Here is a 12874-nt window from a genome sequence, read left to right as displayed (position 1 = left end):
GCGTGAGGCACCAACCACCGCTTCGCGCTCACTTTTAGCTGAGGCACCTCGCACCGACCGCACCGCCTCGGCCCGCTCGGCGAAACGGCGCAGCCAGCCGCGCACCGTCTCGGCCGGACGGGCCAGCTTGGCCGCGATCCGGCGAAACCCCACCCCACGCGTAGCCTTCTCCACCAACGCCAACACGACCACCGCCGCCGCGTCGGCGCGCCGCAGCAGCGCGGTCACCGGCAACAAGACGTGCGTCACCCCACAACTGGTGCACCGTGACCGACGTGGACACAGCTGCAGCGACCCGTCTGGGCCGCGTAGCTGTCGTGGCCTGGCCCACCCCCAACCCCTCAGCACGCCGCTGCACACCGGGCACCTCAGCTCGCCCGCCGCCAGCCTGCGCTCGACTTCATCGGCATCCGCCTCTACCGTGACCACTGCGCCTCCAAGCGCGCAGACGGCCCTCCCGCAGACTCTTGCCGAAGACATCCGGGAGGGCCGTCGCCTACAACGACGTAATCACCGTGCCGCCCCGGCGCCGCGAACACCAAACCCCGACATGACCAGCCAACAAACTGCTCACGGTCAGTGCCGGATATCTACCCTCTGGTGCTCAACCTGAGTGCCTCCCAACACCCATGTGGAGTCCAAGAACAATCACGTGGTGCGCAAACATGCCTTCTACTGGCGCTACGACACCCCCGAGGAGCTGGAGCTACTCAACGAGCTGTGGGAGCTGGTGTCGCTGCGCCTGAACTTCTTCACCCCGACGAAAAAGGCCGTCGGCTACACCGTCGCCGCAGATGGTCGCCGCAAGCGCGTCTATGACAAGCCGGCCACCCCGTGGCAGCGTCTGCAGGCATCGGGCATCCTTGACGCCCAACAGCTGTCGACCGTGGCCGCCCGCATCGAGGGCATCAACCCGGCTGACTTGACCCGGCAGATCAACGCCATCCAGATGCAGCTGCTGGACCTGGCCAAAACCAAGACCGAGGCCCTGGCCGCCGCCCGCCGCATCGACCTGCAAGCATTACAACCGTCAATCAACCGATTGGCCAAGACGAAGTAGTGCAAGCCCCCCACGCGCTCACCATGCGTGAGGCACCAACCACCGCTTCGCGCTCACTTTTAGCTGAGGCACCTCGCAGGCAACAATCCACGGCTCCCGCGGATGACAAACATGCCCTCCGCCACCAAACTAGCCCGCAGGCTCACCGGCACCATAGAGCGTCCGGGGTCAACCGAAACACCACGCCAGTGTCCCCCGAACAGGACAATCCCACCAGCGCCATCAACGATCACCACGCCCGGCAGATGCCAGGGTGACTAGAGCCAAATTTTCCTGCACCACGGCGGGGCGCCGCCCCTGGGGAACTAGCCCTGGTTGAGATCGATGCCTACTCCACGGCTTGCTCGTGGATGCGGGCCCACGGCTGCGCCTCTTCGAGTTCGTAGGCGAGTTCGAGCAGCCGGGCTTCCCGGCCGATGTCGGCGGTGACCATCATGCCCACCGGCAGTCCGGCCGCCGATCGCGCCAGCGGCAGTGAAATCGCGGGTTCCCCGGTAACATTCTGCAGGGGGGTGAAGGCAACCCAGCTGGAGAGCCGGTCGATGATCTGCTCGTAGTCGGCCGTCGGGTCGAGGTGGCCGATCGGCGGCGGCTCGTCGGCCACTGTCGGGGTCAGCACCGCATCGTAAGTCCGAAATAATTGCGCGGTGCGCTTACGAAGCGCCCGCAACCGCAGGATCGCCAGCGGTGCCCGATGCAGGTTGCGGTGGGCGTGGCGGTGCAGACCGAGGGTGAGGTTGTCCAGCCGGCTCCGATCGAAGCTTTCGCCGAAAGCCCGACGGCCATTGCGCACCAGCGCCATTGCCAGCAGCGCCCAGTACAGCACGAAGTCCTCGGCGAAAGACGACGGCACCGGGGGCTGGTCGAGGTGCTCGACCCGGTGACCGAGTTCTTCGAGCAGTGCGGCGGACTTCAGGGTCAGCTCGCGCAGCTCAGGGCTGCATTCGCGCACAACCGAGCGGGTAAGGATGGCGATCGTGCACCGCTGCTTGCCGGGCCCCCTGACGTCGCCCACGGACGGAAGCTTGCGAGGCCGCCACAGCCGTTCAGCCTCCCGATAGAAGGCCGCGGTATCGCGCACCGATCGGGTCAGCACACCATGGGTGACAAGTCGCACTGGCATCCGCCGAAACTCTGCCTCCAACGGAAGTCGGCCGCGGGTCGGCTTCAACCCCACCAGACCGGTGCACGACGCCGGAATCCGGATCGAACCGCCACCGTCGTTGGCGTGGGCAATCGGCACTGCGCCTGAGGCGACCAATGCGCCCGACCCCGACGACGACGCGCCCGCGGTGTAGTCGGTGTCCCAGGGGTTGCGCACCGGCCCCAGCCGGGGATGCTCAGCGGCCGCGCTGAAGCCGAATTCCGACATCTGCGACTTGCCCAGCGCGATCAGGCCGGTCGCCAGATACAGCCTGGTGAAGTCGCCGTCGGTGCGCGCGGGCGTCGGCAGCCAGGCGTCGGTGCCCTGCATCGTGGGCATGCCGGCAACGTCGACGTTGTCCTTGACGAGGGTCGGCACACCGGCGAAAAACCCGCGCCGCGACGATTCGGCCGCCGCGGCTCGGGCCCGGTCGAACGCCGCGTAGGCCAACCCGTTGAGCACCGGATTGACGGCTTCGACACGGGCGATGGCGGCCTCGAGAACCTCGCCCCGGCTGACCTGACCAGACTCGATCGCCTCGACCAGGCCGACCACGTCGAGATCACCGAGAGCGTCGTCGCCGAACGCATGCACCTGCCGCATTGACCAATCTCGGATTCAGGCCTGGCCGACTTCGAAGCGAACGAACCGCGTGACGGTGACCCCGCTCTCGTCGAGCAATGCCTTGACCGTCTTCTTGGTGTCGGAGACCGACGGCTGCTCGAGCAGCACCGCGTCCTTGAAAAACCCGTTCAGCCGGCCTTCGACGATCTTGGGCAGCGCCTGCTCGGGTTTGCCCTCGGCCCGCGCGGTTTCCTCGGCGATGCGCCGCTCGCTGGCCACCACCTCGGCGGGAACGTCCTCACGGCTGCGGTAGCGGGCCTTGAGCGCGGCGATCTGCAGGGCCACCGCGTGCGCGGCCTCGCGGTCTGCGCCGGTGTATTCGACCAGCACACCGACGGCCGGCGGCAGGTCGGCCGAGCGCCGGTGCAGGTAGGTCTCGACCGTACCGTCGAAGAACGCGACCCGGCGCAGCGCGAGCTTCTCGCCGATCTTGGCCGACAGCTCGCCGATCGCCTGTTCGACGGTCTTCTCGCCCATGGTGGCCGTCTTGAGGGTGTCGACGTCGGTGGCCCTGGCCGCCGCGGCAACACCGACCACCTCGGCGGCCAGCTGCTGGAACTCGGCGTTTTTGGCGACGAAGTCGGTCTCGCAGTTGAGCTCGATCAGCGCGCCGCCCTGGGCCGCGACCAGCCCTTCGGCGGCGGCCCGCTCGGCGCGCTTGCCGACATCCTTGGCGCCTTTGATGCGCAGCGCCTCGATGGCCTTGTCGAAGTCGCCGCCGGTTTCGGTCAGCGCGTTCTTGCAGTCGAGCATGCCGGCGCCGGTCAGTTCCCGAAGCCGCTTGACGTCGGCGGCGGTGAAGTTCGCCAATGATCAGCCTTCCTGTGAGGACTCGGTGGTTGATGCGGTCTCGCCGGCAGCGGTGTCGTCTGGACCAACGGGGACAGCGGTGGTGGTCGCACCGGCCAGCAGCTCTTGTTCCCACTCGGCCAGCGGTTCGGCGGCCAGCGAATCGCTGGCTTCCGGCTTGCCGTCGCCGCGGCCCAGGCCGGCGCGGGCCTGCAGGCCTTCGGCGACCGCGGAGGCGATCACCTTGGTCAGCAGCGCTGCCGAGCGGATCGCATCGTCGTTGCCGGGTATCGGGTAGTCGACCAGGTCGGGGTCGCAGTTGGTGTCCAGGATCGCGATCACCGGGATGCCCAGCTTGCGGGCTTCCCCGACGGCGATGTGCTCCTTGTTGGTGTCGACGACCCAGATCGCCGACGGCACCCGGGACATGTCGCGGATGCCGCCGAGGCTGCGCTCCAGCTTGTTCTTCTCCCGGGTCAGTCCCAGGATCTCCTTTTTGGTGCGGCCCTCGAAGCCGCCGGTCTGCTCCATCGCCTCGAGTTCCTTGAGGCGCTGCAGCCGCTTGTGCACGGTGGCGAAGTTGGTGAGCATGCCGCCGAGCCACCGCTGGTTGACATACGGCATGCCGACGCGGGTGGCTTCGGCGGCGATGGCTTCCTGTGCCTGCTTCTTGGTGCCGACGAACAGCACCGTGCCACCGTGGGCGACGGTCTCTTTGACGAACTCGTACGCCTTGTCGATGAACGTCAAGGTCTGCTGCAGGTCGATGATGTAGATGCCGTTGCGGTCGGTGAAGATAAACCGCTTCATCTTGGGGTTCCACCGGCGGGTTTGATGCCCGAAGTGGGTGCCGCTGTCGAGCAGCTGCTTCATGGTGACAACAGGCATAGTGGCCCATGTCCTTTTCTTGTCGGTTGTCGCCCGCCATCGGGTGAGGACGGGCCCTGGTGTCTGCCGGATGCCAGACCCGCCCGGCAGAGCCTTGGCGGGACCGCGCGACATCCGTTCGGCTGCACACACGCGAAGTCAGCCCGCTGAGGCGAGCTGCGCGGTTGAGTTTACACGCCGGTAGCTGGTGCTTTGTCCACAGCCCGGCCCGCCGACGCCTGGCGGGCGGGCCCTCATCCCGCTGAACTGATGAGGTGTGGTCGCTGATGGTCCTGCTGGTGGTCGCGCTGCTGGGCGCGGCCCCGACACGGGCCGACGGTGTTCGGATGGACTGGCCGTTGCGGCCCCGACCCGCCGTGCTGCGGGCGTTCGACGCCCCCTCCCCCGACTGGAACCCCGGCCACCGGGGGGTGGATCTGGCCGGCGCACCCGGTCAGCCGGTGTACGCGGCGGGCGCCGGGACGGTGGTGTTCGCCGCGACGCTGGCCGGTCGGCCGGTGGTGTCGATCGCTCATCCGGGCGGTTTACGCACCAGCTACGAGCCGGTGCGGGCGAGCGTTCGGGTCGGGCAACCGGTGGGCGCGGGCACGATGGTCGGCGAGTTGGCCGCAGGCCATCAGGGCTGCCCGACCGCAGCGTGTCTGCACTGGGGAGCGATGTGGGGTCCCGCGTCCCGCGCCGACTACGTCGACCCGCTCGGGCTTCTGAAGTCGACCCCGGTGCGGCTCAAGCCGCTGGGCAGCGTCGTCCGCTCCCCGGTCTCCTCGGTCACCGGTCAGCGCCGAGGGCTGGCTGCCATCGCGGATCAGAAGAGTCCGATGACCGCATCAGCAAGGTGGGTCGTCGCCACATCTGTCACCGCGGCTGCGACTCCGTACACGACACCCTGAGGCAGCGGCTCGATGTAGTCCACGGGCGCAGGGACTGCTGCCGCCGTGTCGGCCAACACCGAGGGATCATTGGCTGTACTGGTCGTCGCAGCAACAGCGGCTTCCAAGGCTTGGTCGGCGTCCAGTGAGTTCACGGCCTCTTGGTAGATGGCGTTATCGAACACGTTGCTGAGCAATTGCACCACGCTCGCCTCAAGCGGGTTGCCATGCGCGATGAGGGAATCTTCCGTAGACAACAGCTGCTGATCCCCCAAATGGCTGAGGTGTTGCAGGGCTATGGCCTGGTCAATGCCGGTTTTCTCAAAAGGGGTGGCGCTGGCGCCCAAATCCTTGAGCGCGGTGCTCAAATCGCCATCAGCTGTGTGCAGGTCAGAGCCCGCGGTGTCGAGGAGTGTCGTGTCGTCGGCGCTAGCCGGCGCGGCCACCGCGAGAATGACCGCAGCCGCAATGGCGCCGCCACCGAGAACCGTCGCAGCAGACCGCCCAGCGGCCCGGCGACCCCGATGAACCCGGCGATGGCTCCGCATCATCTGCGCACTCCTCGTCTTAAGCGGTCTTAAGCGCTGTTCAGGCCGGTCGCCGCAAGGTACCACATTGAAGGCCGGGTGGCCGGCTCAAACCCTTGAACGGCTCGACATCCCGGGGACCTCAGGCCCGCGGATGGGCCTGCTCGTGCACCTTGCGCAACCGGGCCACCGTGACGTGAGTGTAGAGCTGGGTGGTGGCCAGGCTGGCATGGCCGAGCAACTCCTGCACGATACGCAGGTCCGCCCCGCCCTCGAGCAGGTGGGTGGCGGCGCTGTGCCGCAGTCCGTGCGGCCCGATGTCCGGTGCGCCGTTGACCGCGGCGACGGTCTGGTGCACGACGGTGCGGGCCTGCCGCACGTCGAGCCGGCGGCCCCGCGCGCCCAGCAGCAGCGCCGGTCCCGACTCGGCGGTGGCCAGCGCAGGGCGCCCGTCGGCCAGCCACGCCGCGAGCGCCTCGGCGGCCGGTTCGCCGAACGGCGCGGTGCGCTGCTTGTCGCCCTTGCCCACGACCCGCAGCAGCCGGCGTCCGGTGTCGACATCGTCGATGTCCAGGCCGCACAGTTCGCTGACCCGGATACCGGTGGCGTAGAGCAGCTCGACAATCAGCCGGTCCCGCAAGGCCAGCGGATCACCGTGCTGGGATCCGGATTCGGCTGCCGCCATGGCGGCCAGCGCCTGATCCTGGCGCAGCACCGCCGGCAGTGTCCGCCGCGCCTTGGGGTGCTGCAGCCGTGCGGCCGGGTCAGCAGACAGCAGACCACGCCGCACCGCCCAGGCGGTGAACGCCTTGACCGCCGAGGTGCGCCGGGCCAACGTCGTGCGCGCCGCGCCGGCGTTCGCCCCGGCAGCCAGCCAGGACCGCAGCAGCGGCAGGCTCAGCCCGGCCAGACCCGACCCCGGCGCACGGTCGTCGACAAAGGCCAACAGCGACCGCACGTCGCCCAGGTACGCGCGACGCGTGTGCGCAGAACGCCCGCGCTGCAGCGCCAGATACTCGTCGAACGCATTAAGGTAGTCCTCGACGGCCGCGTCCACTCCCCCACGGTCGCAGATCGCGGCGGCCGCGGTCAGCCGACGCGCCGCAGCGCGTCACGAGTCAGATCGGCCAGCGTGGGATAACCGTCCACGGCCATGATCAGGTCTGCTTCGGCCAGCAACGCACGCAGCACGTGCACGATGCCGTCGACCCCGCCGAGCGCCAGGCCGTAGGAGTAGGGCCGGCCGATGCCGACCGCGGTGGCGCCCAGGGCCAGGGCTTTGACGATGTCGGCGCCGCTGCGGATCCCGGAGTCGAACAGCACCGGCAGCCCGTCGGCCGCGTCGACCACCGCCGGCAGACAATCCAGCGCCGGCAGGCCGCCGTTGGCCTGCCGGCCGCCGTGGTTGGAGCAGTAGATGCCGTCGACCCCGGCGTCCTTGGCGCGCCGGGCGTCCTCGGGGTGGCAGATGCCCTTGACGATCAGCGGCAGGCCGGTCAGCGACCGCAGCCACGGCAGGTCATCCCAGGTCAGCGGATTGCCGAAGACCTGCGCCCAGCGCAGCACGACGGCGCGCGGGTCGTCGTCCGGCGGCTGCGCGAGGCCTGCACAAAACACCGGGTCGCTGGTGTAGTTGCTCAGGCAGTGCCCGCGCAGTTGCGGGAAATTGGCGGTGGACAGATCGCGGGGACGCCAGCCGGGCACCCAGGTGTCAAGGGTGACGACGATGCCCCGGTAGCCGGCCGCCTCGGCACGGTGCACCAGGCTGGCGGCCAGCTCGCGGTCGGTCGGCGTATAGAGCTGGAAGAACCCGGGTGTGTCGCCGAACTCGGCGGCGACGTCTTCGAGGGGGTCGGCCGTGAGCGTCGAGACCATCATCGGCACGCCGGTGCGGGCGGCCGCCCGGGCGGCGGCCAGGTCGCCATGGCCGTCTTGGGCGCAGATCCCGATGACGCCGATGGGGGCCATGAACACCGGTGACGGCAGCGTCATGCCGAACAACTCCACAGACAGGTCGCGGTCTTTGGCGCCGACGAACATCCGCGGGATCAGTCCCCAGCGTTCGAAGGCCGCGCAGTTGGCCTGCTGGGTGCGCTCGTCGCCGGCGCCGCCTGCCACGTAGGACCACACCGACGGCGACATGGCGGCCTGCGCTCTGGCCTCCAGGTCCGGGTAGTCCATCGGCAGGGATGGCGTCGTCCCGGCCAGTCCTTGCAGGTAGATCTCGAACTGATAATCCCCGAATGCCATGTGTCGAGGATGCCAGGCGGTGATCAGCGGGCCAAAACGTCGTACCCGGGAATGGCTGCCTTTTGCCGGATCCGAACATGCCGAGCGTGGAGGTGATGCGAAAAACTGCACCGAATCTCGCAGTAGATGCACGTTCGGTGGGGAAGCGCGTCCCACAGCAGGGCTTCCGGACCTTGCACGCGAGTCGGACATCTACCCCCGCCGTCTTCGGCTGACGCGGCCAGTGCGTTGGCTGGTGGTTCGCGCCGAACGTGCGTCCTCGACGTCGACAGTGCATCCATGGCGACCGGGCGCGTTGACTGTGCATCCACGGCGACGACACGCCGACGTGATGCGCCTTGGATGCACGCTCGAATCCGCAGGCGCACACTCGATGCCGCAGGCGCACGGTCGAAGGCAAGCTTGCCCATCGCGGCGAACGAAAGCAGCAGCGAACAGCACTGCCGCACTGAAACAAGTGCCGCTGGGTGGATTCTCGACCAAAGCACTTCAGGCTCGACGCAAGTGGGGAATCTACCCCCTGGTGGCGCACCCCACCGCCGAGCGGGGACGGCGGCCCTTCCCTAGTCGACAGTTCCCGGTGGCGCCACCCATTCCGTGGGCTGACCGGTGATCGTCGCTATCCGATCGAAGTCACGGTCGTAGTGCAGCACCACGAGCCGGGCACGTTCGGCGGCAGCGGCGATGAGCAGATCGCCGAGCTTCACCGTGCGGTGTAGACCTTCCACGGCCAGCGCCCCTTGCACCTCGAACGCACGGTCCATCACGTCCTGATCGATCGTCGCCTGGGGCCAGGGTGACCGAGCGTGCCGGGTGCGTTTCCAATCCCGCTCGTTGCGCGCGCTGACCCCGGCTTCGAGGTCGGTGATGGTGCACCGGGCCACCAGCCCGGCCTCGATCAACGGGATGAGCCGCTGCGCCACGGCCGGCTTGCTCACCCGAGCGACGGCGGAGGTGTCGCCGAGAAAATAGGCTTTTAAGCCCACGCGGACCTGCGCTGCTCGTCGGCGGCCAGCTCGGCACTGCCCGCAATGACCTCAGGGTGCAGCAGGGCTTTACGGCGCTGAGCGAGCGCCAACACCTCCGCCAAAGCCTCGTTCACCGTCGCCTTGGCCGTCGACGTGCCGAACAATCGCCGCGCCTGCTCCAGCTTGTCGTCGTCCACATCGATCAGCCGTTTCGTCATCCGTCAAGTATATCCGATGGATTAGAAATAGATATCCTCGGTGAGCTCTGCCGTTGAATCGCAACAAAAGGGACCGGACAACACCCATGCCCTCATCGGGCCTTTCACCAGTCATTTTGTTGATGACTCTTGGCCAGAACGGCAAAGCAATGCGACCTTGCTGACATGATCAGGCCACCCACCGCCAGCGGGTCTCATCGGCTATGCGGTTCACGCGACTCATGCTGTCCTCCCGCGCTGCCGCACGACGCGCCAGCGGCCGTCCTGACGCTCGGCAAGCCCCGCGACTTCCAGCATCGCCAGCGGGCCCAACACGCGGGCGGGCACCAACCCGGCCGCGACGGCGACCTGGTCGACGGTCGCCGTCCCACGGCCCGGCAGCGCCTCATACACCCGCCGTTCGGCATCGCTGAGACCGTCGAGCGCGGTCGTCGGCCGTGGTAGTTCGGGCGCGAACTCGCCAATGCGGCCCACGAACTCGACGATGTCCTCGGCGCGGGTGACGACGTGCGCACCGGTTCGCAACAAGGCGTGACAACCCGCCGACGCCGCCGACGTCACCGGCCCGGGCACCGCACCCACGGTCCGACCCAGAGCCCGGGCCCACGCGGCGGTGTTGGCCGCCCCGCTGCGCAGGCCAGCCTCGACCACGACGGCCGCTCCGGCGAACGCCGCCACCAAGCGGTTGCGGGTCAAGAACCGGTGCCGCGCCGGGCGCGCCCCCGGAGGGTATTCGGTGACCAACAAACCGCTGCTGCCGATCCGATGCAGAAGCCCGGAATGACCTGCGGGATAAAGGATGTCGATACCGCCCGCCAGAACCGCAACGGTGACGCCGTCGCAGGCGAGAGCGGCGCGGTGGGCCACGCCGTCGATGCCATAGGCTCCGCCGGACACCACCGCCACGCCGCGCTCGGTCAGCCCGGCCGTCAGATCCGCGGTCACGACCTCGCCGTAGGCGGTGGCGGCCCGGGTGCCGATAACTGCGGCCGCACGCTGTGTGATCTCGTCCAGCGATTCGGGCCCCACCGCCCACAACACCATCGGCGGCCTGCCGTGCGGTTTGGCCGCCACCGCGTTACCGGCAAATGCGGCGAATGCCAGCGTCGGCCACTCATCGTCGTCCGCCGTGATGAGCCGACCACCGCGGCGGGCCAGTATCTCGAGATCATCGGCGGCCCGGTCTATTTCGCGCCTGGCTTCGGTATGGTGGGCCAGCGTGTCGTCGACCTGACCACGTCGGACCCGCTCGGCCGCTTCCAGCGGTCCCACCCGCTGCACCAGCGCGGCAAGTTCCACGCACGGCGGTTCGGCCACTCTCGACAGGTAGGCCCACGCCCGCAGGGTCGGGTCGGTCATCGCTCCGGCCCGGGTTGGCGGAAACTCAGCGCGGCGGCGACCTCGTCGGGCCCGGGGGAGGTACGGCCGTTCAGATCGGCAAGTGTCCAGGCCACCCGCAGCGTGCGGTCGACCCCACGAATGCTCAGCAGCCCGCGGTCCAGCGCCGTGCGCAGCGGCTCCATCGCCGCGTTGCAAAGCCTGAACGTTCGCCGCAGCAGCGGTCCACTGACCTCGGCGTTGGTGGTGTACCCGTGGGGACGCCATCGCTCGGCGGCCGCGTCGCGTGCCGATGCCACCCGGCTGCGCACCTGCGCGGTCGACTCGGCCGGTGTCGCCGAGAACGCCCCCGCGCGCACCGGATGCATTTCGACCCGCAGGTCGACGCGGTCCAGCAGCGGCCCGGACAACCGGCCGAGGTAGCGACGTTTGGCCGCCGGGGCGCAGATGCAGTCCCGCGGATCCGCCGGGGCACACGGACACGGGTTGGCGGCGAGCACCAGTTGAAACCGGGCCGGGTAGCGCGCCACCCCGTCTCGGCGTGCAAGACGAATCTCGCCGTCTTCCAGCGGCGTTCGTAACGCCTCCAAGGCGCTGACACCGATTTCGGCGCATTCGTCGAGGAAGAGCACCCCGCGGTGAGCGCGGCTGACCGCACCCGGGCGGGCCAGGCCGGACCCGCCGCCGACCAGCGCGGCGACGCTGGAGTTGTGGTGCGGCGACACGAACGGCGGCCGGATGATCAGCGGCGTGGCCTCGGACAGTAAGCCGGCGACCGAGTGGATCGCGGTGACCTCCAGCGACTCGGACTCCGACAATGCCGGCAGCAACCCTGGAAGGCGTTGTGCGAGCATCGTTTTACCCACCCCGGGCGGACCGGTCAGCATCAGGTGATGAGCACCCGCGGCGGCCACCTCGACGGCAAAACGGGCCTGGGACTGCCCGACCACATCGGCAAGGTCGGCCTGCGACTCCGGCGCCGGGGCCGCTGCGGTGATCCTGTTTTCCAATCGCGCCACGTCGCCGAGCCAGGCTTGCAGGTGGGCCAGGGTCCGCACACCCCATACCTCGATGCCGTCGACCAGGCTGGCTTCAGCCAGGTTGTCCACCGGAACCACGACGGCCTGCCAGCCCTCGGTCTTGGCGGCCAGCACGGCCGGCAACACGCCGCGCACCGGCCGGACCCTGCCGTCCAACGCCAGTTCGCCGAGCAGCACGACCGTCTCCAGCCGCCGCCACGGGGCTTTCCGCTGCGCCGACAGCACCGCCGCGGCCAACGCCAAGTCGTACCCCGAGCCCATTTTCGGCAGGGTGGCCGGGGACAGCGCCAGGGTCAGCCGTGCCGACGGCCAGGTGTTGCCGCAGTTGGTGATCGCCGCGCGTACCCGGTCGCGTGACTCCTGCAACGCGGCGTCGGGCAGGCCGACCAGGTGCACGCCCGGCAGGCCGGAGGTGATGTCGGCTTCGATCTCGACGATTTCGCCATCCAGTCCGCGTACCGCGACCGAAAACGCACGCCCCAGCGCCATCAGCCGACCCCTTGCACGTGGGTGATTTCCGGAGTGCGGCGCCGCCCGATGCGCACGCCGATCACGTCGATCCGGATCGCCGCCCAATGTCGGTCCTGCTCGGCGAGCCACAGCGCGGCCAGCCGACGCAGTCGCCGCACTTTCTGTTCGGTCACCGCGTAGGCCAGGCCGCCGAAACCGTCCCCGGTGCGGGTTTTGACTTCGACGAACACCACCGTGTGGGTGCCCGGGTCGACGGCGATCACGTCCAGCTCGCCGTACCGGCAGCGCCAGTTGCGGGCCAGGACCCGCAGTCCCAAGCCTGCCAGATGGTCGGTGGCCATTCGTTCACCGAGCGCGCCAAGTTCGGCCCGCGTTAATGTGGTCATGCCAGCACCCTGAGCTCCGGCGCCGACGCGGCAGACCGGCCGCCGGCCAGCCACCGCGGTTTCACGGTCAGTTATCCCCAGTTACGGGTTGATCCACAACTTTGCGACCGCGGCTGCCGGGCGGCACCGGCGGCGGGCATGCTGACCATCGGTGAGCGCGCTCAACGTGAACCGGCGCGTCTTTGCGATGCCGCGCCTTTCACAGCGGTGGGGTACTCACACTCATGTCGACGCATTCGCACTGGTAGCCTAATGAGAACTAGCGGGTCAGTCATCGGGCAGACTCGCTACCGGTAGCGGCC

Annotated in this window: 12 protein-coding genes and 2 pseudogenes; 2 read left to right on the top strand and 12 right to left on the bottom strand. The window is 68.8% G+C overall.

Annotated elements, in window-relative coordinates:
- Positions 1-186: pseudogene (locus tag F6Q13_RS15570) on the bottom strand (hypothetical protein); the annotation flags it as partial.
- A 469-nt stretch (positions 187-655) separates the two neighbouring features.
- Here F6Q13_RS15570 and F6Q13_RS15565 point away from each other — a divergent pair.
- Positions 656-1060: a transposase gene (locus F6Q13_RS15565; protein WP_293058296.1), complete on the top strand. Its 405-nt coding sequence runs from the start codon at positions 656-658 to the stop codon at positions 1058-1060.
- Positions 1061-1388: 328 nt separating this feature from the next.
- Here the strand turns inward: F6Q13_RS15565 and F6Q13_RS15560 are convergent, their stop codons facing one another.
- The 3 genes from F6Q13_RS15560 to rpsB are packed head-to-tail and all read right to left on the bottom strand — an operon-like array spanning position 1389 to position 4505.
- Complete coding sequence (locus F6Q13_RS15560) at positions 1389-2807, bottom strand: amidase (RefSeq protein ID WP_293058293.1); 1419 nt, start codon at positions 2805-2807, stop codon at positions 1389-1391.
- A gap of 15 nt (positions 2808-2822) precedes the next feature.
- On the bottom strand, positions 2823-3638 hold the full coding sequence (gene tsf, locus F6Q13_RS15555) for a translation elongation factor Ts (RefSeq protein WP_293058290.1): 816 nt from the start codon (positions 3636-3638) through the stop codon (positions 2823-2825).
- Between the two features lie 3 nt (positions 3639-3641).
- The gene (gene rpsB, locus F6Q13_RS15550; RefSeq protein WP_293058287.1) at positions 3642-4505 is read right to left on the bottom strand and encodes a 30S ribosomal protein S2; all 864 of its coding nucleotides are present in this window, start codon (positions 4503-4505) and stop codon (positions 3642-3644) included.
- Positions 4506-4774: 269 nt separating this feature from the next.
- Between rpsB and F6Q13_RS15545 the strand changes: the two are divergent.
- Positions 4775-5242, top strand: a pseudogene (locus F6Q13_RS15545) (M23 family metallopeptidase); the annotation flags it as partial.
- A gap of 68 nt (positions 5243-5310) precedes the next feature.
- Here F6Q13_RS15545 and F6Q13_RS15540 read toward each other — a convergent pair.
- The 8 genes from F6Q13_RS15540 to F6Q13_RS15505 all read right to left on the bottom strand — a co-directional run bounded on the left by F6Q13_RS15540 (position 5311) and on the right by F6Q13_RS15505 (position 12572).
- The gene (locus tag F6Q13_RS15540; protein WP_293058285.1) at positions 5311-5820 is read right to left on the bottom strand and encodes a hypothetical protein; all 510 of its coding nucleotides are present in this window, start codon (positions 5818-5820) and stop codon (positions 5311-5313) included.
- 223 nt (positions 5821-6043) lie between these two features.
- The gene (locus tag F6Q13_RS15535) at positions 6044-6958 is read right to left on the bottom strand and encodes a tyrosine recombinase XerC (RefSeq protein WP_293058282.1); all 915 of its coding nucleotides are present in this window, start codon (positions 6956-6958) and stop codon (positions 6044-6046) included.
- 32 nt (positions 6959-6990) lie between these two features.
- The gene (locus F6Q13_RS15530) at positions 6991-8151 is read right to left on the bottom strand and encodes a lactate 2-monooxygenase (protein WP_293058279.1); all 1161 of its coding nucleotides are present in this window, start codon (positions 8149-8151) and stop codon (positions 6991-6993) included.
- A gap of 563 nt (positions 8152-8714) precedes the next feature.
- Positions 8715-9137: a PIN domain nuclease gene (locus F6Q13_RS15525; protein ID WP_293058277.1), complete on the bottom strand. Its 423-nt coding sequence runs from the start codon at positions 9135-9137 to the stop codon at positions 8715-8717.
- Entirely contained in the window at positions 9128-9337 is a 210-nt protein-coding gene (locus tag F6Q13_RS15520; protein WP_293058275.1) for a type II toxin-antitoxin system VapB family antitoxin, read from the bottom strand. Before F6Q13_RS15520 ends, F6Q13_RS15525 begins: the two co-directional genes overlap by 10 nt.
- 219 nt (positions 9338-9556) lie before the next feature.
- A complete protein-coding gene (dprA, locus tag F6Q13_RS15515; RefSeq protein WP_293058273.1) occupies positions 9557-10696 on the bottom strand; it encodes a DNA-processing protein DprA in 1140 nt (379 codons plus the stop codon).
- Positions 10693-12204, bottom strand: coding sequence for a YifB family Mg chelatase-like AAA ATPase (locus F6Q13_RS15510; protein ID WP_293058270.1), 1512 nt, complete (start codon positions 12202-12204; stop codon positions 10693-10695). The genes dprA and F6Q13_RS15510 overlap by 4 nt, the downstream gene beginning before the upstream one ends.
- Positions 12204-12572: a YraN family protein gene (locus F6Q13_RS15505; RefSeq protein WP_293058267.1), complete on the bottom strand. Its 369-nt coding sequence runs from the start codon at positions 12570-12572 to the stop codon at positions 12204-12206. Before F6Q13_RS15505 ends, F6Q13_RS15510 begins: the two co-directional genes overlap by 1 nt.
- Between the last annotated feature and the right edge of the window lie 302 nt (positions 12573-12874).

The organism is Mycobacterium sp. (genome assembly GCF_008709575.1).
Classification (GTDB): Bacteria; Actinomycetota; Actinomycetes; order Mycobacteriales; family Mycobacteriaceae; genus Mycobacterium.
Note: the sequence above shows the minus strand (reverse complement) of the source record. Positions and strands in the feature narration are given on the sequence as shown.

What these genes read in the sequence shown, in the direction of transcription:
- F6Q13_RS15560 (WP_293058293.1), bottom strand. Translation starts at nt 2,807, where the DNA reads ATGCGGCAGGTGCATGCGTTCGGCGACGACGCTCTCGGTGATCTCGAC.
- F6Q13_RS15520 (WP_293058275.1), bottom strand. Translation starts at nt 9,337, where the DNA reads ATGACGAAACGGCTGATCGATGTGGACGACGACAAGCTGGAGCAGGCG.
- rpsB (WP_293058287.1), bottom strand. Translation starts at nt 4,505, where the DNA reads ATGCCTGTTGTCACCATGAAGCAGCTGCTCGACAGCGGCACCCACTTC.
- F6Q13_RS15510 (WP_293058270.1), bottom strand. Translation starts at nt 12,204, where the DNA reads ATGGCGCTGGGGCGTGCGTTTTCGGTCGCGGTACGCGGACTGGATGGC.
- F6Q13_RS15505 (WP_293058267.1), bottom strand. Translation starts at nt 12,572, where the DNA reads ATGACCACATTAACGCGGGCCGAACTTGGCGCGCTCGGTGAACGAATG.
- dprA (WP_293058273.1), bottom strand. Translation starts at nt 10,696, where the DNA reads ATGACCGACCCGACCCTGCGGGCGTGGGCCTACCTGTCGAGAGTGGCC.
- F6Q13_RS15530 (WP_293058279.1), bottom strand. Translation starts at nt 8,151, where the DNA reads ATGGCATTCGGGGATTATCAGTTCGAGATCTACCTGCAAGGACTGGCC.